Here is a 20118-nt window from a genome sequence, read left to right on the forward strand (position 1 = left end):
CCTCCCGCCCCTGCCAGGTCGATCTGCCACCTCCCGGGCGATGGGCAGTGGGGACGCCATGACTGATGAGCCCCCTCAGGCGATGCGCCGACATCCACTACCAGGCATCACCAGCCGGCCCCTATCCGTGCCGCTCCTCGCCGGACATGGGGCGGGCGGAATCCCCACCTTCGCGTCTTGCCGCTGGGCATGGAGGGGGAGACGCCAGAGCTTTGAATCACGACAGGTGGAGCAATGGCAGAGAAGACTGGCATCAGCGGTGGAGGGTTCCTCGAAGGAATCACCACCCTCGTCACGAAACTGGCGGAGCTCGCGGAGAAGGGCGAACAGCTCCAACGCTCCGGAGAGATTGGAGCCTCCGACAAGGGGCTCAGGGGCGTCTATGGCTTCAACGTGCGGATCGGCGGAGGCACACCCGGTCAACCGAGCGGCATTCCGCGCGTGGAGCCCTTCGGGAACATCCGCCAGGATCACCAGACCGGCAAGGCGGTCGTCCACCCCATCCGCGAGCCCCTGGTGGATGTCTTCGAAGAGGGGCCGGACGTGCTGGTGGTGGCCGAGCTGCCGGGTGTCGACCGCAAGGACATCACGCTGGAGCTCCGCGAAGACATCCTGACCCTGCATGCCGAGCACGAAGCGCTCAAGTACCACAAGGAGGTCCTGCTCCCCAGGCGCTTCACCCGCCGGCAGATGCACACCCGCTGCCGCAACGGCGTCCTCGAGATCCGCCTCACCGCCCAGGAGGAGCGCCGCTCGTGACCGTCGCGACACGGGAACATACGCGGACGCTGCGCGCCGCCGAGTCCCTCGGCAAGGACCTGGGCCGTGGCCTCGCCCGCATGGACCCCGCCGACATGAAGCGGCTGGGGGCGCATGTCGGCGACATCGTCACGCTGTCCGGCAAGCGCCGCAGTGCGGCCAAGGTGATGCCCTCCTACCCGGACGCCCGGGGGCGCGGAATCCTCCAGATTGACGGTGTGACCCGGGCCAACACCGGGGTGCAGTTGGACGAACCGGTGACGCTGACCCTGGCCCCCGCCCGACACGCCGAGAAGGTCGTGCTGGCGCCCCTGGAGTTCACCCCCGCGCAGCGTGACCTGGCCTACATCGGCACGCTGCTGGACGGACTGCCGGTGGTGAAGGGAGACCGGGTCCGGGCGCTGCTGTTCGGCAGCCGCACGGCCGACTTCCGCGTCGTCGAGACCGCTCCTGTGGGGGCGGTGGTGATTCACCCCAACACCCTGCTGGAGGTCGCCAAGGCGCCGGAGAAGGAGAAGGTGGCGCACGAGCGGGCGCGCGCCGTCAGCTACGAGGACGTGGGTGGGCTGAAGCGGGAGCTGGGCCGCATCCGCGAGATTGTGGAGCTGCCGCTGCGGTATCCGGAGGTGTTCGAGCGGCTCGGGATCGACGCCCCCAAGGGGGTGCTGCTGTATGGCCCGCCGGGCTGCGGCAAGACGCTGATCGCCCGGGCGGTGGCCCACGAGACGGCGGCGGCGTTCTTCACCATCACCGGCCCGGAGATCATGCACAAGTTCTACGGAGAGAGTGAGGCCCACCTCCGGCAGATCTTCGACGAGGCCCAGCGCAGGGCCCCGGCCATCATCTTCGTGGACGAGATAGACGCCATCGCTCCCCGGCGCGAGAACGTGCAGGGCGAGGTGGAGAAGCGCGTGGTGGCGCAGCTGCTGTCGTTGATGGACGGCCTGGCCCAACGCCGGCACGTCATCGTGCTGGCCGCCACCAACATCCCCAACGTGCTGGACCCGGCGCTGCGTCGCCCGGGGCGGTTCGACCGTGAGATCGCCATCTCCATCCCGGACCGCACGGCGCGCAAGGAGATCCTCGCCATCCACAGCCGGGGCATGCCGCTGGCAGAGGACGTGGACCTGGACCATCTGGCGGCCGTGACGCACGGCTTCGTAGGCGCAGACCTCCAGGCCCTGTGCCGCGAGGCGGCGATGCTCTGCCTGCGCCGGCTGATTCCCCACATCGACTTCGCCTCGGCCGAGATTCCCTACGACGAGCTGATGCAGGTCCAGGTGACGATGGCCGACTTCCAGGCGGCGCTGCACGAGGTGGGGCCATCGGCGATCCGCGAGGTGTTCGTGGAGACCCCGGACGTGGGCTGGAAGGACGTGGGCGGACTGGGGCAGCTCAAGCAGCGGCTCATCGAGGCGGTGGAGTGGCCGCTCCGGTATCCCGAGGAGTTCGCGCGGGCCAAGGTCCGCCCGCCCAAGGGCGTGCTGCTGAGCGGCCCTCCCGGCTGCGGCAAGACGCTGATGGCCAAGGCCGCCGCCCACGAGAGCCAGGTCAACTTCATCTCGGTCAAGGGCCCGGCGCTGCTCAGCAAGTTCGTGGGGGAGTCCGAGAGGGGGGTGCGCGAGACCTTCCAGAAGGCCCGTCAGGCGGCCCCCTGCATCGTCTTCTTCGATGAGATCGACTCGCTCGTGCCGACGCGCTCCGCCGGGGGGATGGACGAGCGCGTCACAGAGAGGGTCGTCAGCCAGTTCCTGGCCGAGATGGATGGCATCGAGGAGCTGACCGGCGTGCTGGTGCTCGCGGCCACCAACCGCGCGGACCTGCTCGACCCTGCGCTGCTGCGCCCGGGACGCTTCGACCTGCTCGTCGACGTGCCGCTGCCGGACCGCGAGGCGCGGCGCGACATCTTCCAGGTCCACCTGCGCGACAAGCCCGTGGAGAAGGATCTCGACCTGGGCGTGCTCGCTACACGCAGCGAGTCCTTCTCCGGCGCCGACATCCAGGCCGTGTGCAACCAGGCCGCCTGGGAAGCCGTGCGTCACGTCATCAGCGGCAAGGGAAAGCGCCTCGTCATCACATCCGAGAGCCTGCTCAAGGCAATCCGTGGGCACAAGGAGGCACGCCGGCCATGAGAGCCCACAGCAATCCCGGTGTGCAGGGGCGCCGCAAGGGCCAGCAGGCCCTGTACGTCTATGGCTTCACGCGCGCAGGGGCGGTGGAGCGCTTCTCCGTTCCCGGTGTCAGCGGCGCCGCCGACGTGCGGGCGCTGAAGCTGGGGAACCTTGCCGCCATCTACAGTCCTCTCTCGATGGAGGAGTTCCTGGGGCCGGAGGGTGCGGACCACACCCAGGACCTGGAGTGGGTGGCCCCCCGGGCCGTCAGGCACGAGGGCGTGCTCGAGGAGGTGATGCAGTCCTCGCCGGTGCTTCCGGTGAGCTTCGGGGCGATCTTCTCCTCACCGCGAGCGTTGTCCAAGGCGGTCGACGCCCACCGGCAGGAGATCTCCAGCTTCCTCGACGACATCGCCGACAAGGAGGAATGGGCAGTCAAGGTCTACGCCAACGCCCAGCGCCTGCGCGCGCATCTGGAGCGAGCGCCCGAGTTCCGCCAGCGCCTCCAGCACCTCCCCGAGTCTCCTGGCGCGCGCTACTTCCACGAGAAGAAGATGCAGCGCGAGCTCGACGTGCGCAGCCGCAACGAGGGACAGAGCCTGGCGGCCCACATCCGCGAGGAGCTCGCCCCGGGGGCGATCTCGGTGAAACCGTTGCGCCTGGCGGATCGCGGGCTCTCCGGACGGCAGGACGACATGGTGCTGAACTCCGCGTTCCTGGTGCGCGCCGGGCAGGTGCAGCGGTTCACCCAGCGCGTGCAGCAGCTCGCAGCCCGGTACCAGCCGCAAGGGTTGACGGTGGAGGCGACCGGCCCCTGGCCTCCCTACAGCTTCTGCCCCAGCCTGGAGGAGCGGCCGTGAAGTCAATCGTGTACGGCATCCTGGACGCACGACAGGCTACGAAGGAGGCGCTGCCGCCGGGGCTGAACCAGGCGCCGCTGATGGCGGTGAAGCACGGCAACCTGGCTGCGGCCATCTCGCCGGTGGCGGAGGAGCTGGCCTCCTCGGCCGGCATCGAGCAGGCGCTGGAGTACGCCCGGGTGGTCGAGCAGCTGCACCGCCGACTGGCGGTGTTGCCCATGCGCTACGGCTGCTTCGTCCATCACCCCGAACAGGTGGTGGAGTTCCTGCACCGCTACGAGCAGCAGTTCTCGGACGCGCTGGCCCAGGTGGAGGGCTGTGAGGAGATGGGTCTGCGCATCCTGTTCCAGGAGTCGGATGTGGCCGAGCCCCCGGAGCAGACAGGGGCGCCCACCGAGGCCGACGCCCAGACCCGCGGACGGGCCTACCTGGACAACCGGCGTCGCTTCTACGCGCAGCAGACACGTGTGGACCGCGCGGCCCGGCGCATGGCGGAGCGGGCGCAGGCGGCCTTCTCCGGGCTGTTCGTCCGCTGCACCTGGGACCATGCCGCTCGCCCAGACGGGCAGCTGCTCTCCATGGCCTTCCTGGTGGAGCGCCCCAAGCTCGCCGAGTTCCGGCGGGCCTTCCTTCGCTTCCAGCAAGACGGCCCCGGCAAGGTGATGTGCAGCGGCCCGTGGCCCCCCTACGGCTTCGTGGCAGACCTGGCAAAGCCTGCCCTCGCGGCCCTCGCCGACCTGGAGCACCTCCAAGAGAAAGGATGAATACGTCATGGCAAATGTCTCAACTTCTACCGGGACGTCCTCGTTGGGCGACGTCATCGACCGGATCCTGGACAAGGGAATCGTGGTCGATGCCTGGGTGAAGGTCTCGCTGGTCGGCATCGAGGTGCTCTCTATCGAGGCACGCGTCGTGATCGCTTCGGTCGAGACCTACCTCAAGTACGCCGACGCCATCGGCCTCACCGCCGCTGCGGCTGCGCCTGCCGCGGTCTGAAGCTCCACCTGAACGGGAAAGGACAACGTCATGCCACGCGCCAAGACTCGACACGAGAAGTCCACCCCGGAGGGGCGCTACCTGTACGCGGTGGTTCCGATAGAGGTGGTCGACTCGCTGAACCTCGACACGCCCGGCATCCAGGGTGCGGACGTGCACCCGGTGACGTCCGGAAAGCTGGCGGCCATCGTCAGCAATATCGAGCAGCAGACGCTTCGGCCGGAGCGCAAACTCCTCAGCACCCACAGCGCAGTGCTGGGCCAGGTGATGGACCAGGCGCCCATGCTGCCGGTCGCGTTCGGCATCATTGCCGGCAGCGAACGGGAGGTCCGGAATCTGCTGGCCGAGCACGCGAACGACTTCCTCACGCAGCTCCGTGAGGTGAAAGGGAACGTGGAGCTGGGCCTTCGGATCCGGCTGAGCGACCCCGATGCGTTCGGGTACTACGTCAACGCCTTCCCCGAGCTCACGGCGATGCGGGACGACCTCTACCGCGAGGGGGAACCGTCGCGCGAAGAGAAGATCGAGCTGGGGAAGTACTTCGTCGACCTGCTCAACGGCTTCCGTGAGGCGACCGCCGACAAGGTGCTCGATGGAATCGAGTCCGTGGCCAGCCAGACCGTGATCAACGAGCCGCGCAATGAGTCGGAGGTGGTGAATCTGGCCGCGCTGGTGCCACGAAAGAAGGTCGGCGCCTTCAACGCGGCCGTGAAGAAGCTGGGCGCGACGCTGCCCGAGAACTTCCAGGTGGACGTGACCGGCCCCTGGCCGCCGTACCACTTCACCCAGCTGCGAATCCACTTCGAGCAGGTGGAGGAGGCAGCGCAGGGGGCGCCGTGATTGTCCTGGATGACATCCTGATGGCCCCTGTCCGGAGCATCGCGTGGATCTTCCGCTCGGTGCACAAGGCCGTGCAGGACGAACAGGCCCAGGAGCAGACCGACCTCCGCACCCGCCTGAGCGACCTGTACCAGGAGCTCGAGCGCGGCGAGATCACGGAGGAGCAGTTCGACGAGCAGGAGTCGCAACTGCTCGACCGCCTGGACGCGTTGAAGGCAGCGCAAAAGGAGGCAGGGCCTGCGACTCCTGAAACAGGCCCTGGAGGTGAGAACAGATGAACGGGCAGGCGACGACACCCGAGGCACAGCAGGAGCGCGCCTCGGTGTTGGAGTTGCTGGACCGGGTGCTCAACAAGGGCGTGGTCATCAGCGGTGACCTGGTGATTTCGGTGGCCGACGTGGACCTCATCTACCTGGGCCTGCGGCTGCTGTTGACCTCGGTGGAGACGGCGCTGGAGGTGGGCACCCTTCCCGAACATCCGCAACGCTTGCAGTGAGGCGGGAGGAGGACCCGCCCACGCGCGGGATGGGAGACGGGGTGAACCATGGCAGTCGAGGGCGCACCACAGGCGGTGGAGGAGCTCGCGCGAGCGTTGGAGCCGACGAAGCCGCCCAAGCTGGAACTGGACGAGGAGAACGTCCAGGCCGGGCTGGTGCGGCTGGTGCTCGCCGTCGTCGAGCTCATCCGCCAGTTGCTGGAGAGGCAGGCGCTGCGACGGATTGACGGCGGCTCACTGAGCGAGGAGCAGATTGAAAGGCTGGGCGTCACCTTCCTACGCCTGCAGGAGCAGATGGATGACTTGAAGAAGCAATTCCACCTGACGGACGAGGACCTGAATCTGGACCTCGGGCCGCTGGGCACGACGCTGTGAGGCTGGCCGAGCAGCGGACAGAGAGCGAGGAGCCATGGCCCAAATCGACGATCGCGTGACGCCGCCCCCTCAGCGACACTACCCGCCCACCTCGACCCGCAGCAGCTCCGTGGCAGACATCCTCGAGCGGGTGCTGGACAAGGGCATCGTCATCACCGGGGACATCAAGATCAATCTGACGAACGTCGAGCTGCTGACCATCCAGATCCGACTGATCATCTGCTCGGTGGAGCGGGCGCAGGAGATGGGCCTGGACTGGTGGACGACCAACCCCAACTTCAGCTCCCGTGCGCGACAGCAGCTCTCGGCGGCTCAGGCGCCCGTGGCGGCTCCGGCTCGAGGTGCCTCGGCCGAACCGGCGGCTCCGGCCCCACGTGCTGCTCCCAAGCCCAGACGCGCGCCCAAGGCCAAGAAGGTATAGGGAGGCGCACCGCCGCGAGCATCGCCTCGCGAAGCGGAGGCCGGCGCCGCTCAGGCGTCGAGCAGGTCCGCCCAGAAGCGTACCAGCCGCAACACATCCATCAGTGCCTGTGGCCCGTCCATCTCCGCGTGGGTGATGAGCGGCGTCGCCAGCGCGTGGACCTCGGTGTGGGGGCGCAGAGCCGCGGCCAGCCGGCTGGACTCCATGGCGGGAATCACCGTGTCCCCCGCGCCATGCAGCAGGAAGACGGGCGCGGTGGACGGCGGCGAGCGCTCCGGCGACAGCGCCGGGTCCGCGGCGAACGTCTTCACGAAGGGCAGCAAGCGTGGGCCCAGCGCCGCCACGTCGCGCGTGTTCACGTAGCCCATCAACGTGGCCGCAGGCTCCGGCAGCCCCGCCTGGAGGTCACGCGCCTTGGCGAACGTCTCCGCCGCGAGGCGGCCATCCACCATGGCTTGATGGGATGCGCGCAGGAAGGTCCGGATGCCCGCGCGCAGGGGCTCCACCTGTTCGGGAGGAACCAGCTTCTCCGCCACGTTGAGCAGGATGATGACCACGCCATAATCATGCGGGGCCAGGTGACTTCCATCCGGCAGCTCGCCCGAGCACAGGAAGGTGAGCACGCGCGGCAAGTCCCCATGGCCGCCAAAGGAGAGCGTGGCCGCCACCCGGTCCTGCAAGGCGGGCCGTCCTGCCGCCACCACCGACAGGCCGCCGGAGAAGCTGATGCCGAACAGGTTCACCTTGCCGTCGGGCGCCAGGTCCGCTTGCGACGCGGCCCACACGGCGGCGTCCTCGATGATGTCCGGCAGGCGCGGCGTGATTTCGTAGCGCAGCAGGTCCGGCGGCTCCGGGGTGAGCACCGCCTGGCCGCCCATGGCCAGGTCCTCCGCCAGCCTCACGAGCCGAGGCTCGTCGATGCCATCCGCGTGGACGCCCGAGGTCAGCACCACCGTGCGTCCGCGCTGCGTCACCGGCCGGTACAACCGGGCACGCACCGGGCCGTGACGCGTGGGCACCTGCACGTCACTCACCTCGAAGGGCCCGGTGCGCCAGTCCGCGAGCGCCGTCTCCACGCGGCCCTGCATGCCCGCCGCGCGCACCACCAGCGACAAGCCCTGCAGCCACCCCGGCACCACGAACAAGCCCGCGGCCAGCAGCGCCACCAGCGTCGCCGCCAGACTCCGCCGCACCACCCGCATCATTGGAAGAGGTGCTCCACGAAGGTGCACAGGCGCTCGCGCTCGAAGGGCTTCTCCAGCAGCCCGCGCGTGCGGCGGCCCACGAACTCACGCGCCTGCGCGGTGAAGGCGCCCCCCGTCATCAGCCCGGTGCGCAGCGCGAGGTCCGGCGCCAGCCGCTCCAGCTCCACCACGAAGTCCAGCCCGCTCATGCCCGGCATCATCACGTCGCACAGGATGGCATCGAACCGCTCTCCCATGGAGAGCAAGCGCAGGGCCTCGCGCGCGTCCTGGACGACGTGAATCTCATACACGTCACGCACCAGCCGGCTCACCGAGTTGCCCACGGAGGGCTCGTCATCGATGAGCAGCAGACGTCGACGGATGCGAGCGGGCGCCGGCTCCACCACCTGCGTCTGCTCCGCGCCATCCGTCCAGCCCGCGGCCTGCGCGGGCAGGACGATGCGGAAGGTGCTGCCCCAGCCGGGCGCGCTGGAGACCTCGATGCGTCCACCCATGGCCTGCACCAGCGTCAGGCTGATGGACAGCCCCAGCCCCGTGCCCTCTCCGACAGGACGGGTGGAGAAGAACGGGTCGAAGATGCGGCGTTGCACGTCCGGCGCCATGCCGTGTCCGTTGTCGGAGACCTCCAGCTCCACGTGCCGGCTGCTGCTGGCGCGCAGGGACACCCGCACCCGGTTCTCCTCGGGCGCACGGTCCGGCAGCGCCTGGAGCGCGTTCAACAGCAGGTTCACGACAATCTGGGTGAGGCGCCCTTCGTTGCCATGAACGGGCAGCACCGGCTCCAACGTGCACGTCAACCGGGCGACCAACCCAATCTGGTTGCGGAGCAGCCGCAGCGCGCCGTCCACCACGTGCACCATGTCCACCGGACCATGCAGCTCTTCATCCGCGCGGGAGAAGGTGCGCAGGTCGCGGACAATCGCGCTGACGCGTCCAGCGCCCTCCTGCGCTTCGGCCACCACCTCACGCAGCTCCATGAGCTGGTCGTGGGACAGCTCCGGCTGGGCGAGCAGCTCGCGCAGGTACGAGAGATTGGAGCTGACGTAGGACAGGGGGTTGTTGATTTCGTGCGCGACGCCCGCGGCGAGCGTGCCAATCGATGCCATCCGATCCGCCAGCACCCACTGCGACTCCAGCCGCGCGCGGTCCGAGGCTTCGAGCAGGCTCGGCGTGGGCAGGGCATCTCCATCCGACAGCGCCGACAGGCGCCGGCGCAGGCTCGCGAGCCGCACGCCCCAGTGTGTCCCGGGCGCGGGCAGACACTCATCCGCACCGGCTGCGGCCAGGGCGTCGGCTTCCACAGGCGTGCGGCCCGTGAGCACGACCAGGTGCGTGCGGGGTACGCCGCGCAGGGCATTCAACCGCTGACAGCTCGTGCACAGCTCCGACAGCGGGCCGCCGTCGTCCCACAGGATGATGAGTCCCTCGGAGATGGCCCCGGGCAAGGTACCCGCCAGGGGCACACGCAAGATCTGGCAGTTCCGCCCCGCGTCGGACTCGAGAATCCCTCGCTCGACCTCCTCCGACACCTCGGGAGGTAATGCCACCAGCGTCACAAACACGGCGTCAATCCTCCGGCCCCATGAGCCCCGGGTTCCGCGCGCAGGAGCCGAAGCCACCTGCCCATTGCAGCGCCCGGGCGCTCCACGGTCAACGTCGTCGCGTCGCCGACAGTTCCCTGCGCTTCCGAGCGGTGGCTCCTTGGACCCGGCGGGTCGCCGTCGCCACCACCTGTGGCCCCACGGCGCACACCGGCAGCAGCGGGCAGCGACCGCAATTCTCCGGCACGGGTTGGGCGGGGCAAGCCCCACTCATGCCGTAGTGGCACAGTGCGAAGTCGTAACGGACGGGGTCGGCCGGGTCCAACACGCGCAACGCGGCTGTCACCTCCTCCGCCGTGCGCCACGTCAAATCATTGCGGTGAGTCAGTCCCAGGTGCCGCGAGATGCGACCAATGTGGGTGTCCAAAGGAATCAGGAGCGCGGAAGGTGGCACGCGCTTCCAGATGCCGAAGTCCACGGTGTCCGGGCCCCGCACCATCCATCTGAGGTAGAGGTTGAGCCGCTTGGCCGCTCCCCCACCCAGCGGCGAGGGCAGCAGGTGATGCAGGCCGCGCTCCGGCCCCAGGGCCTTTCGCAAGGCGTCCATGGGGATGGCGCGCAGGCCCGTCGTGAAGTGGTCCAATGCGCCGTGCAGGGTGTCACGCGACTGGAGCCCCTGGAGGAACAGCGCCTCCAGGCTGCCCTGCTCCCGCAGCACACGCCCCATGCCCAGCAGGAGCACCGCCACGTCCGTGCCCACGTTGAAGCGGTACACGAAGCCTTCGAGCAGCGCCCGCGCGCCTCGCACGTCGAGCGCCGTGACGAAGGCGGCGGGAGACGGCCCCATGCGGCGCAGCAGCGCGTCCACCTTGGGACGGAACAGGTCCGCGCGGCCGTACGCCAACCCGGCCGCCAGCAGCGCGCTGACCTCGATGTCTCGGGGGTCCTGGTAACGGTGCGGGAACTCCACCGGATCGAAGGCGATGCGGGCGCGCGCGTCGGTGGACGTCAGCACGGCCTCCAGCCGTGGCCGGAGGTGCTCGGCGGCTCGGGGCGAGAGTCCAGCAACCGGGGCAGTGCGTCTCTTCGAGCGCGGTATCACGTCAGGCAGTCCCACAGGTCCAGGAACGGCAGGCGGCCCGCCCGTCTTCCCGATGCTCGCCGCGGGCATTCGCGCGCCTTCGCGCGCCTTCGCGCCTCATAGCGCCAGGAGCACATCCAGCTGGGCCTTCACGGCACTCGCCTCGTCCTGCTTGCCGAGCTTCTCGTAGAGGGCCACCGCGTCGCGCCGCTCTTGAAGCTCGCGGTCGATGACGGCCTGCACGGCCTCCGGAGTCAAGGCCAGCCGGGACACTTCGCCATGCCCCAGCCCACCAGCGCTTCCGGCGAACACGTCACCCACGGCGGTGGGCGCCACGCGCATGTCCGGTGCTTCCGCGTTGTCGATGGCCGCGAGCAGCTCGCGAAGCACCGCTGAAGCCTGCGAGCTCCGCGAGCGCATGGCCTCCTTCAATGCGGCGCGCAGTACCGCCTTCCACTCATCCACCGTTCGCATGCGCGCACCCTATCGACGCGCTTGGGGCGACTCAAGGTGCGCGCTCCGTCAGAGGTCCCCAGGCCCAGACAGCGACGAAGCCTGGGGACCCGATGCACCAAGAGCGTCAGCGCAGCAACGCGGACGGCTGCGCGGCGAAGATGAGGTCGTCGTGGTCGTTGTAGTTGCCCTCCACGCAAGGTGCCGTGCTTCCGCGGTTGCGGAAGACCGCTCGCACGGCCTGGGCGGCGCTGCCCTCCGGCAGCGTATAGGTGGCGGACAGCGTGTGGAGGCCCTTGGACGGAACGGGCATCGTGGTGATGAGCTGCCAGACAGGGTTGTTGGCGTCGGCCGCGTAGAACAGGTCCAGCTTGTCGTTGAGCTTGTTGTAGGCGAAGACCGTTGCGTCGACGCGCACCAGCTTGCCCGGCGCGAAGTTCGTCCCGTCCAGCGAGGACACCACGATGCGCTCGTTCGACTGGTCAACCAGGTGCACACCCGACAAGCCGTCCTTGCAGGAGTTCTTGATGGTGTTCGGCGCGTTCATCTCGGGCCCGACGTAGCCGCCGCGGCCATTGAGCAGCGTGCCGGAATCACACGCGTTGGAGGCCGAGGCACACCGCGGCGCCCCCAGGACTGAATCGAATCCAGCCGTACTGGTCGCGTTGCTCACCGTCACGGACACCCCGCCGCTGGTCGCCGCGACGCCCACGAGGTCGACCGCCCGCGCCGTCACGGTGTGGCTGCCATTGGGCACCGCGGCCGTGTCCCAGTCGAACGCGTAAGGCGCCGTGGTGTCCGTCGCCTTCAGTTCGCCGTCCACGAAGAACTCCACGCGGTTCACACCGGAAGCATCCGTGGCCGAGGCGGTGACCGTCGTAATTCCAGTCACCGTGCTGCCGGCGGCGGGGGCGGTGATGGCGACCTCCGGCGGCGTCACGTCGATCGTCACCCCACCCTTCGCCAGCTCCGCCACATACGCGGCGGCCAGCTTCGCGAACTTGAGCGCGTGACGGGCATCGCCCCCGCTGTTGTGGAGCGTGTCATTGACGGAGTGGATGTACGGGTTGGACGCGCTCAGCGGCGCCTCGAAAGGCATCGAGGCCGCGAAGCCCGCGCTCGTCCACGACGCATGGTCCGAGCACGCGTAGCCACACGTCGTCGTGGTCCATTCGAGTTCGGGCTGATACGTGTCCATGAGGTTGGTGACGAACGTGTTCTGCGCCGCGTTCGTCCGGTCGCTCACCAGGGCCACGTCGATGTTCGACCGCAGGTTGTAGTTCGTCATGTCGAGCTGGAGCACGCCCACCACGTCGACTCCATCCTCCGCGTACTTGGCGGCGATTGCCGAAGAGCCGCGCAGGCCCACTTCCTCGGCCGCGTAGGCCATGAACTTCACGGTGCGCTCCGGGCGGTAGTTCTGGAGCATGGCCACGCGAATCACCTCGGTGAGCGTGGCGATTCCCGATGCATCGTCGTCCGCGCCGGGAGCCGTGCTGCCGCTGCTGGTGGAGTCCAAGTGGCCACCGAGCACGACGACCTCTTCCGAGAGGGTGGTGCCGGTAATCGTCAAGATGACGGAAGGCTGCGCCCACAAGGCGTGGTTGAAGAATTCGACGGTGACGTCGGAGCGTGTCGCAGGAACCAGCGACTCCCAGTAGCCCTTCAGCCAGTTGGCGGACGCCACGCCCGTCGTCGACGTGTAGTAACGCGTCGCATAGCTGGACAGATGGTCGATGACCCCTCGGATGGAGAGTTCCTGAACCCCCGCTTGCAACGCGTTGACTGTCGACGCGTTGTCGAGGCTGTACGTGACGGCGGTGGCCTTGGCGGCCTTCGCCGCGACCGACGGGTCCAGGGCGGCGAGCGCGGCCGCTTCGGTGTCGTGGTAGATGAAGCCACCGCAGCGGTTGAGCTTCTCGTGCATCATCCGCGAGATGAGGTTGAGCTGGGACTCACGCACGCGCAGCGCGGTGACGTCCGCCTTCTGCCCTCTCATCGACGGCGCCGCATGTCCGGCGTTGGCGAAAGCGGCGTTGACGTGTTCGAGGGCATCGGAGCCGAGGGTGATCCACACCTCGCGGTCCGGCGCCTTCGCCGGGGGCGCCTTCGCGAACGCCGAGACACTACAGAGCACCAGGAGGACTGAAGCGAGGCGCTTCATGGACATACGTTTCTCCACTGCCAGGCGGGGACGTGCGGTTGAGATGGCAGGAAGAGAAGTCCCTGCCTTCACCGTCAACTTACACTTCCGGCGAAAACAGGGGACACTGCTCGCGACAAAACACGCCGGCCTCAGCCATTCTCATGGCTTGAGACAAACGCGGAGCGGACGCTAACGCGACAGCTCACGCACGGCGTGGCCCAGCTCAGGGAGGATGAGCGCCTCCAGCGCGAGCCGTACGGCCTTGGGCGAGCCCGGCAGCGCGAAGAGAATCATCCCCTGATAGGTGCCCGCCGTGGCGCGGGACATCATCGCCGCGCTCCCCACCTGTCGGTAGGACAGCATCCGGAAGAGTTCACCAAACCCTGGCAGTTCCTTCTCGAACAGCGGACGCAGCGTCTCCACCGTGCAGTCGCGCCGGCCAATACCGGTGCCTCCGGTGAACAACACGGCCCGGGCCCCCGCCTCGCGCGCGGCTTCCAACGCGCCGCGAATGGCTTCCGGCTCATCCTTCACCACGATGGTGCCAGCAATGCCGTGGCCCGCCGCCTCCAGGCCCTCGCGCAGGACCCGGCCACTGTCATCGCGCGCCGCATCGCGGCTGTCCGAGCACGTCACGATGAAGGTGCTGACATGCACCGGCGCTCGCGCCTTGTGCTCCTCCGCCGGACCGTGGTCGTGGCCGTGCGGGTGGTGATGATGGTGGTCGTGGTGATGATGCGTGTGGTCGTGGTCATGCCCGTGGTGCCCATGAGGCCCGTGGTCATGGTGATGGTGCCCGTGAGGCCCATGGTCGTGGTCGTGGTCGTGTGCCATGACAGGTGCTCCGGAGTGCGAGAGGGACTTCAGGGCGTGTCGGGCCAGTCGATGACGAGTGTGCCGTCTTCGACCGCGACCTGCACCGTCGGCTGGTCGTCACAGACCCCCGGCGAGGTCGCGTTGCGCCCGGTGTCCATGTCGAAACCGACCTCATGACACGGGCAGACGACCATGTTGTCCTCGATGCGACCGCCGGACAGCAGACATCCAGCGTGGTTGCACCAGTCATCCAGGCCCTTGTAGCGCCCGTGGATCTTCGCGATACACACGTTGCGCTTGCCGACCTCGTAGCCCCGCATTTCTCTCTCGGCGAAGTCCGCCGGTCCCAGCTTGATCTTCGTCATCGCGGCCCCTTTTCCCACAACGCGGGACTGGCTGCACTCCCGATGCCCGGGCATTACCTTCTCCCAGTGACTCCCGACGTGACCATCCCCACCGCTGTCGACAAGGCCACCGTCGCCCAGGTCCTCCGTGACATCTCCCTCCTGCTCCAGCTCCAGGGCGAAAGCGGGTTCCGCGTCCGCGCCTATGACATGGCGGCGGACCGCATCGCCGGGCTGCCCCAGGAGCTGGGCCCCCTGGTCGCGGAAGGCCGGCTGGAGAGCCTCCCAGGCATCGGCCGCGCGCTCGCCGAGAAGATCTCCGAGCTGGTGTCCACCGGCCGGCTCGGCTACCTGGAGGAGCTGCGGGCGCAGTTTCCTCCCGGGCTGCTGGAGCTGACGCAGCTGCCCGACGTGGGGCCGAAGAAGGTGGCCACGCTCTGGCGTGAGCTCCAGGTGAGCAGCATCGAGGAGCTGGAACGGGCCTGCCGTGAGGGCCGCGTGCGGCAGGTCCGCGGCTTCGGCGCGAAGAGCGAAGCGAAGATGCTGGAAGGCATCGCCCTGTACCGCCGCGCGCGCGGCGAGCGCAAGCTGCTGGGCGAGGTGCTGCCGGTGGCCACGGCGCTGCTGGAGCGGGTGAAGGCCGCGCCGGGCGTGGTGCGCGCCAGCCTGGGCGGCAGCGTGCGCCGGCAGGCGGAGACCGTGGCGGACGTGGACATCATCGCCTCCGCGCCGGAGGCTGAACCGGTGTTGGATGCCCTGGCGAACGCCCCCGGCGTTGCCACGGTGCTGGGCAAGGGCGAAAGCAAATGCTCCGTGCGGTTGGAGGCCGGAGACCTCCAGGTGGACCTGCGCGTGCTCCCCGACGAGGACTTCGCTACCGCCCTGCACCACTTCACCGGCTCCAAGGCGCACCACATCCGCCTGCGCAACCTGGGGCAGGAGCGCGGCCTCAAGATTTCCGAATGGGGCGTCCACCGGGACGACGGCACCAAGGTGCCCGTGACGGAGGAGTCCGGGCTCTACGCCCTGCTGGACATGCAGTACGTGCCCCCCGAGCTGCGGGAGGACAACGGCGAGGTGGAGGCCGCACGCGCGGGAACGCTTCCCCAGGACCTGCTCACGCTGGAGGACGTCCAGGGCGCGGTCCACGCGCACAGCACCTGGTCCGACGGGCGCAACAGCCTGGAGGAGATGGCGCTCGCGGCGCGGGCACTGGGCCTGAAGTACCTGACCATCACCGAGCACAGCGAGGCAGCCATCTACGCAGGCGGCTTGAAGGTGGATGACCTCAAGCGCCAGTGGGAGGAGATCGACCGCATCAACGCGGCCGTCTCCGGCGTGCGGCTGCTCAAGGGCATCGAGGTCGACATCCTGGAGTCCGGCGCGCTCGACTACGCCGACAGCGTCCTGGAGCAGCTCGAGGTCGTCATCGGCTCCATCCACGTCCGGCACGGCATGGACGAGGACCAGATGACGCGCCGGCTGCTGACCGCGATGGACAACCCCTGCCTCCAGATTCTGGGGCACCCCACCGGCCGACTCATCAACAGCCGGGAGCCCTACCCCGTCCGCATGGACGAGGTCCTGGAGCGGGCCGCCGAACGCGGCGTGGCCGTGGAGGTCAACGGCAAGCCCGCGCGCCTGGACATCAAGGCCGAATATGTCCGGCAGGCCGTGCAGCAGGGCGTCCGCCTGGTGGTGAGCTGCGACGCACACCAGAAGGAGGACCTGAGGAACCTGGCCTTCGCGGTGGCCACCGCGCGCCGGGGCTGGGCCCGGAAGCGGGACGTGCTCAACACACTCCCGGCGGACCGCTTCGTCACCGCGCTGCGCGAGCGCCGGTGATAGGCTGCGGCACCCGCCGATGTCCCGCCTGCCGCCGCTGCTCCTCCTCTGCCTCCTCCCCTTCGCCTCCGCCGCGGCGGAGGCCGACAAGCCCTCGCGCGCCGACCTCCAACGGGTGCTGGAGCGACACGGGCGCTCGGTGGTGCACGTCAAGGGGCCTCGGAACGCGGGGCCCGGCGTCTTCGTGGGGTCCGCGGGGCAGGTCCTCACCTCCGTCACTCCAGTGGGGGCCAGCTTCACCGGCTTGAATGCCGCCACGGTGGAGCACGACGGAAAGACGCTGCCCGCCCGCGTGGTGATGGCCAGCCAGGACCTCCAGATTGCGGTGCTCGCCGCTCCGGATGGCGCGTACCCGGCGGCGCCCGTGAAGGTGCTTCGGGACGGAGACAGCCTTGAGGGCCGCTGGCTGGTGGGCGTCCTCCCCGCCAAGAAAGGCCAGCCCGCGCGCCCCGTGCCGGCGCGAGCCCGGGCGACCCAGGCCCCCTTCTATGACATCCCCCTGGCCCTGCCCGCGGGCAGCCCCGTCTTCGACGCGGAGGCGCGGCTGGTGGCGGTGGTGGTGAAGAAGCACCGTCGCGGCTGCCGGGTGCTTCCGCTGAGCGCCGTGAAGGTGGAGCTGGCGTCGGTGGACATGCCATGACCCAGGCCGTGACGACGCCCTGGCGACCGAACGCCGTGCAGGAAGCGGTGGGCTTGTGGGCCGTGGGCTTCCTGTCCATCGTCGCCGCGTTCCTCCTGTTGGGCGGCACCAGCGTCCCCAAGCTGGTCGCGACCGTGGGCTTTCTCTACCTGCCGCTCATCCCCATGCGCTGGCGGGACGAGGACTACGGGGACTACGGCCTGTCGCTGCGCGCGTGGCGCGAGGACCTGCGCCTGTTCCTGCTGCTGTCCGCGGTGGTGGGCCCTCTCTTCTTCCTGGGGTTCGCCGCGTTCGTGGAGGTGCTCCCCCACCTGCCCCCGGCGCTGGCCAAGCACCTCACTCCGCTGATGGGCGAGGCCCGCTTCCAGCCCCGCCTGCCCCCGCGCTTCGGCGAGTGGTTCATCGACCAGCTCTTCGTCGTCGCGCTGCCAGAGGAGTTCTTCTACCGGGGCTACCTCCAGACGCGGCTGCGCGACGCCTGGCCCCAGGGCCGCAAGTTCCTGGGGGGCCGGCTGGGCCCCGCCTTCTGGCTGACGGCGCTGCTGTTCGCCCTGGGCCACCTGGCCATCTTCCAGGCGTGGCGGCTGTCCGTGTTCTTCCCAGCGCTGATCTTCGGGTGGATGCGGGAGCGCTCCGGCACCGTCATCGGCGCCGCCCTGTTTCACGCGGCTTGCAACCTCTATGTGCGGTTTCTCGAGGTTTCTTTTTTCGGCTGATTTCTGCCGAGTTTCGCCGCGCCCCCCACTCCATGCAGCAGCACCGAGCGCACCACCCGTGAAAAATGGGCGTGTTTACGCGCCCGTAACCTGATTTCAACGGAATCTCGACAAGGTTTTACTTGCCTTCCGAGAATGGCTTATTGCGTCGAAAATATCGCAAGAAACTCTGCACCACACTGCGGCGATAACTCTTCAACCCCCTTGCACTGAGTTCGAGACCCCCAATGACGATTCGCCGCACCGAAGGTCCGAAGCCCACGATTCGCTCCACTGCTGCTTCCGAGGCTCAGTCGAAGACGGCCGCCAAGCCCGCGACCATCGCCCCGAACGTCATCAAGGACGGGTTCGGTCCCGCGGCCAAGACGTCGGACCTGGCGCGCGCGGAGAAGACGCTGAAGCCGCTGCCGCCTCCCGTGGGCCGGCTCTCCCTGGAGAGCCGCGAGGCGCAGACCGCCATCCAGACGTCGCTGGCGCACCTGACCCCCTCCACCCAGACCTCCATCCGCAACCCCGGCATCATCGGCGGCGTGCAGTTCCCGGCGTACACGCCGAAGAGCGTGGAGCGTGACTCGCTGGGCATGACGCACGTGCGTCTGGACCGCCAGCACGAGGGCGTGAAGGTCTTCGGCGAGCAGGTCGTCACGCACCTCGACGCCGAGGGCAAGGTCAAGAGCACCACCGGCGACCAGTCTGAGATCCCGGCCGGCCTGGGCAAGGAGAAGCCCAAGGTGTCGCACAGCCAGGCGCTGGACATCGCGATGAAGGCGTTCGACGGCAAGCCGGACCGCCAGCCGAACTCCGAGCGCGTCATCTACAAGGACATCTCCGGTGAGTACCACTCCGCCTACCGGGTGGAAGTCACCAACGTGGATGGCACCGACAATCCGCGCAAGATGAACTACCTGGTGGACGCCAACACCGGGAAGCTCTTCGAGCAGTTCAACACCATTGACGGCTTCGCCCGCCAGCACGGCGCCGCGCACGGCCACAGCCACGCCGAAGGCGCGGACCACGCCGACCACGCCCACGGCGCGGACCACGCGCACGGCGCTGCCGCGACGGCTTCCGAGATCAAGGCCTCGGCCACGCCGAAGGCGGAGATCGCCGACCTGGCCACCGTCACGTCGAAGATCAACGTGACCCAGGACGGCACCGTGGACCAGCTGAAGCTGGACCTGGACATCGACCACACGTTCAAGGGCGACCTGTCGGTCACGCTCACCAGCCCCTCCGGCAAGTCGGAGACGGTGCACAACCGCAAGGGCGGCAGCGCGGACCACATCAAGGGCAGCTTCGACCTGAGCGCCTTCGCGGGCGAGTCCGCGAAGGGCGAGTGGACGCTGTCGGTGAAGGACAACGCGCGCCGCGACACGGGCACGCTGAACAGCTGGGGCCTGACCATCACCCCGAAGGCCGTTGAGCCCAACGAGCCCGGTCCCGGCGAGAAGATCGCGGACGACACGTCCATGTACAGCGGCAAGGTCGCGCTGGAAACGAAGAAGCAGGCGGACGGCACGTACACGCTCGAGGACGGCACGCGCGGCAAGGGCGTGGCGACCTACGACGCGATGAACCGCGAGCGCGCCAGCGGCCAGACGCCCATCAAGGACAACAACGACGTCTGGGGCGAGGCCACGGACCCGGAGCGCAACAAGGCCGCGGTGGACGCGCACTACGGCGGCCAGATGATGTACGACTACATGAAGGACATCCTCGGCCGTGACTCCATCGACGGCGCGGGTGAGAAGCTGGTGTCCTACGTCCACGTCAGCAACAACTACGTGAACGCGTACTGGGACGGCGAGAAGATGAGCTACGGCGACGGCGACGGCCGCAACTCCGGTCCGCTCACCGCGCTGGACATCGCGGGCCATGAGATTGCCCACGGCCTCACCGAGCGCACCGCCGGCCTCATCTACCGCGGCGAGTCCGGTGGTCTGAACGAGGCGATGAGCGACATCATGGGCGCTGGCCTCGAGTGGTACGCGTCCCAGAAGAACCCCGACGTGAAGTTCAACTGGACGGTGGGCGAGACGGCCTGGACGCCGAAGGACGGCGACCCCACCGACGGTCTGCGCTACATGGACGATCCGACGAAGGACAACTACTCGGTCGACAACTACAAGAACTACCCGAAGCAGACCGAGGTGCACGGCTCCAGCGGCATCGCGAACAACGCCTTCTACCTGCTGACCAACGGCGGAACCAACCGCACGTCCGGCATCGAGGTGAAGGACGCCATCGGCATGGAGAAGGGCCTGAAGATCTACTACCGCGCCCTGGCTCACTACATGACGCCGAGCACCACGTTCGCCCAGGCCCGCACCGCGACCATCAACGCGGCGACGGACCTCTACGGCGCGGACTCCGCTGAAGTGGCGAAGGTCAAGGAGAGCTGGACCGCCGTCGGCGTGAACTAGTCCTCCCGCTTCACTGAAGACACCCAAGCCCGGCCCGGCCCGCGACACAC

General features: G+C 68.5%; 21 protein-coding genes. 14 read left to right on the forward strand and 7 right to left on the reverse strand.

The window, feature by feature from the left end; translation table 11 throughout:
- Window positions 1-234: 234 nt before the first annotated feature.
- The 10 genes from hsp20 to FL344_RS16115 are packed head-to-tail and all read left to right on the forward strand — an operon-like array spanning window position 235 to window position 6858.
- Window positions 235-759, forward strand: coding sequence for an archaeal heat shock protein Hsp20 (hsp20, locus tag FL344_RS16070; RefSeq protein WP_141589791.1), 525 nt, complete (start codon window positions 235-237; stop codon window positions 757-759).
- Window positions 756-2891, forward strand: a complete 2136-nt coding sequence (locus FL344_RS16075; RefSeq protein ID WP_141619158.1) for a CDC48 family AAA ATPase — start codon at window positions 756-758, stop codon at window positions 2889-2891. Before hsp20 ends, FL344_RS16075 begins: the two co-directional genes overlap by 4 nt.
- Complete coding sequence (locus FL344_RS16080) at window positions 2888-3730, forward strand: GvpL/GvpF family gas vesicle protein (RefSeq protein ID WP_228565098.1); 843 nt, start codon at window positions 2888-2890, stop codon at window positions 3728-3730. The genes FL344_RS16075 and FL344_RS16080 overlap by 4 nt, the downstream gene beginning before the upstream one ends.
- Window positions 3727-4494, forward strand: coding sequence for a GvpL/GvpF family gas vesicle protein (locus tag FL344_RS16085; protein WP_141589789.1), 768 nt, complete (start codon window positions 3727-3729; stop codon window positions 4492-4494). The genes FL344_RS16080 and FL344_RS16085 overlap by 4 nt, the downstream gene beginning before the upstream one ends.
- 7 nt (window positions 4495-4501) lie before the next feature.
- Window positions 4502-4726 carry a gas vesicle structural protein GvpA gene (gvpA, locus tag FL344_RS16090; protein ID WP_141589788.1) on the forward strand — a complete coding sequence of 75 codons (225 nt, stop codon included), beginning with the start codon at window positions 4502-4504 and terminating at the stop codon, window positions 4724-4726.
- A gap of 30 nt (window positions 4727-4756) precedes the next feature.
- On the forward strand, window positions 4757-5566 hold the full coding sequence (locus FL344_RS16095; protein WP_141619159.1) for a GvpL/GvpF family gas vesicle protein: 810 nt from the start codon (window positions 4757-4759) through the stop codon (window positions 5564-5566).
- Complete coding sequence (locus FL344_RS16100; RefSeq protein WP_141619160.1) at window positions 5563-5844, forward strand: gas vesicle protein GvpG; 282 nt, start codon at window positions 5563-5565, stop codon at window positions 5842-5844. Before FL344_RS16095 ends, FL344_RS16100 begins: the two co-directional genes overlap by 4 nt.
- On the forward strand, window positions 5841-6062 hold the full coding sequence (locus tag FL344_RS16105; protein ID WP_011552834.1) for a gas vesicle protein: 222 nt from the start codon (window positions 5841-5843) through the stop codon (window positions 6060-6062). Before FL344_RS16100 ends, FL344_RS16105 begins: the two co-directional genes overlap by 4 nt.
- A gap of 48 nt (window positions 6063-6110) precedes the next feature.
- The gene (locus FL344_RS16110; RefSeq protein ID WP_141589785.1) at window positions 6111-6437 is read left to right on the forward strand and encodes a gas vesicle protein K; all 327 of its coding nucleotides are present in this window, start codon (window positions 6111-6113) and stop codon (window positions 6435-6437) included.
- Window positions 6438-6471: 34 nt separating this feature from the next.
- Window positions 6472-6858 carry a gas vesicle protein gene (locus tag FL344_RS16115; protein ID WP_020478783.1) on the forward strand — a complete coding sequence of 129 codons (387 nt, stop codon included), beginning with the start codon at window positions 6472-6474 and terminating at the stop codon, window positions 6856-6858.
- A gap of 50 nt (window positions 6859-6908) precedes the next feature.
- Here the strand turns inward: FL344_RS16115 and FL344_RS16120 are convergent, their stop codons facing one another.
- From FL344_RS16120 to FL344_RS16150, 7 genes are all read right to left on the reverse strand, one after another.
- On the reverse strand, window positions 6909-8063 hold the full coding sequence (locus FL344_RS16120) for a hypothetical protein (protein ID WP_194863129.1): 1155 nt from the start codon (window positions 8061-8063) through the stop codon (window positions 6909-6911).
- Complete coding sequence (locus FL344_RS16125) at window positions 8060-9625, reverse strand: ATP-binding protein (RefSeq protein ID WP_194863130.1); 1566 nt, start codon at window positions 9623-9625, stop codon at window positions 8060-8062. Before FL344_RS16125 ends, FL344_RS16120 begins: the two co-directional genes overlap by 4 nt.
- A gap of 88 nt (window positions 9626-9713) precedes the next feature.
- On the reverse strand, window positions 9714-10619 hold the full coding sequence (locus FL344_RS16130) for a TIGR02757 family protein (protein WP_141619162.1): 906 nt from the start codon (window positions 10617-10619) through the stop codon (window positions 9714-9716).
- Window positions 10620-10802: 183 nt separating this feature from the next.
- Window positions 10803-11159 carry a GatB/YqeY domain-containing protein gene (locus FL344_RS16135; RefSeq protein ID WP_141589781.1) on the reverse strand — a complete coding sequence of 119 codons (357 nt, stop codon included), beginning with the start codon at window positions 11157-11159 and terminating at the stop codon, window positions 10803-10805.
- Between the two features lie 106 nt (window positions 11160-11265).
- Entirely contained in the window at window positions 11266-13308 is a 2043-nt protein-coding gene (locus FL344_RS16140; protein WP_141619163.1) for a M20/M25/M40 family metallo-hydrolase, read from the reverse strand.
- A gap of 165 nt (window positions 13309-13473) precedes the next feature.
- The gene (locus tag FL344_RS16145; RefSeq protein ID WP_141619194.1) at window positions 13474-13941 is read right to left on the reverse strand and encodes a molybdenum cofactor biosynthesis protein B; all 468 of its coding nucleotides are present in this window, start codon (window positions 13939-13941) and stop codon (window positions 13474-13476) included.
- A gap of 206 nt (window positions 13942-14147) precedes the next feature.
- Window positions 14148-14465: a Rieske 2Fe-2S domain-containing protein gene (locus FL344_RS16150; protein ID WP_090488932.1), complete on the reverse strand. Its 318-nt coding sequence runs from the start codon at window positions 14463-14465 to the stop codon at window positions 14148-14150.
- Between the two features lie 78 nt (window positions 14466-14543).
- On the opposite strand from FL344_RS16150, the gene polX reads away from it, so the two are divergent.
- From polX to FL344_RS16170, 4 genes are all read left to right on the forward strand, one after another.
- Complete coding sequence (polX, locus tag FL344_RS16155) at window positions 14544-16289, forward strand: DNA polymerase/3'-5' exonuclease PolX (protein WP_141619164.1); 1746 nt, start codon at window positions 14544-14546, stop codon at window positions 16287-16289.
- Window positions 16290-16308: 19 nt separating this feature from the next.
- Window positions 16309-16929 carry a serine protease gene (locus FL344_RS16160; RefSeq protein ID WP_141619165.1) on the forward strand — a complete coding sequence of 207 codons (621 nt, stop codon included), beginning with the start codon at window positions 16309-16311 and terminating at the stop codon, window positions 16927-16929.
- Entirely contained in the window at window positions 16926-17645 is a 720-nt protein-coding gene (gene mrtX, locus FL344_RS16165) for a myxosortase MrtX (protein ID WP_141619166.1), read from the forward strand. Before FL344_RS16160 ends, mrtX begins: the two co-directional genes overlap by 4 nt.
- Window positions 17646-17872: 227 nt before the next feature.
- Entirely contained in the window at window positions 17873-20068 is a 2196-nt protein-coding gene (locus FL344_RS16170; RefSeq protein WP_141619167.1) for a M4 family metallopeptidase, read from the forward strand.
- Window positions 20069-20118: the final 50 nt, after the last annotated feature.

The organism is Myxococcus sp. AB036A (genome assembly GCF_006547355.1).
Lineage (GTDB): Bacteria > Myxococcota > Myxococcia > Myxococcales > Myxococcaceae > Myxococcus > Myxococcus virescens.

Excerpts from the sequence above, each read along its gene's own strand:
- hsp20 (WP_141589791.1), top strand. The coding sequence starts at position 235 with ATGGCAGAGAAGACTGGCATCAGCGGTGGAGGGTTCCTCGAAGGAATC.
- FL344_RS16080 (WP_228565098.1), top strand. The coding sequence starts at position 2,888 with ATGAGAGCCCACAGCAATCCCGGTGTGCAGGGGCGCCGCAAGGGCCAG.
- gvpA (WP_141589788.1), top strand. The coding sequence starts at position 4,502 with ATGGCAAATGTCTCAACTTCTACCGGGACGTCCTCGTTGGGCGACGTC.
- FL344_RS16095 (WP_141619159.1), top strand. The coding sequence starts at position 4,757 with ATGCCACGCGCCAAGACTCGACACGAGAAGTCCACCCCGGAGGGGCGC.
- FL344_RS16105 (WP_011552834.1), top strand. The coding sequence starts at position 5,841 with ATGAACGGGCAGGCGACGACACCCGAGGCACAGCAGGAGCGCGCCTCG.
- FL344_RS16110 (WP_141589785.1), top strand. The coding sequence starts at position 6,111 with ATGGCAGTCGAGGGCGCACCACAGGCGGTGGAGGAGCTCGCGCGAGCG.
- FL344_RS16115 (WP_020478783.1), top strand. The coding sequence starts at position 6,472 with ATGGCCCAAATCGACGATCGCGTGACGCCGCCCCCTCAGCGACACTAC.
- FL344_RS16120 (WP_194863129.1), bottom strand. The coding sequence starts at position 8,063 with ATGATGCGGGTGGTGCGGCGGAGTCTGGCGGCGACGCTGGTGGCGCTG.
- FL344_RS16135 (WP_141589781.1), bottom strand. The coding sequence starts at position 11,159 with ATGCGAACGGTGGATGAGTGGAAGGCGGTACTGCGCGCCGCATTGAAG.
- FL344_RS16140 (WP_141619163.1), bottom strand. The coding sequence starts at position 13,308 with ATGTCCATGAAGCGCCTCGCTTCAGTCCTCCTGGTGCTCTGTAGTGTC.
- FL344_RS16150 (WP_090488932.1), bottom strand. The coding sequence starts at position 14,465 with ATGACGAAGATCAAGCTGGGACCGGCGGACTTCGCCGAGAGAGAAATG.
- FL344_RS16160 (WP_141619165.1), top strand. The coding sequence starts at position 16,309 with ATGTCCCGCCTGCCGCCGCTGCTCCTCCTCTGCCTCCTCCCCTTCGCC.
- mrtX (WP_141619166.1), top strand. The coding sequence starts at position 16,926 with ATGACCCAGGCCGTGACGACGCCCTGGCGACCGAACGCCGTGCAGGAA.
- FL344_RS16170 (WP_141619167.1), top strand. The coding sequence starts at position 17,873 with ATGACGATTCGCCGCACCGAAGGTCCGAAGCCCACGATTCGCTCCACT.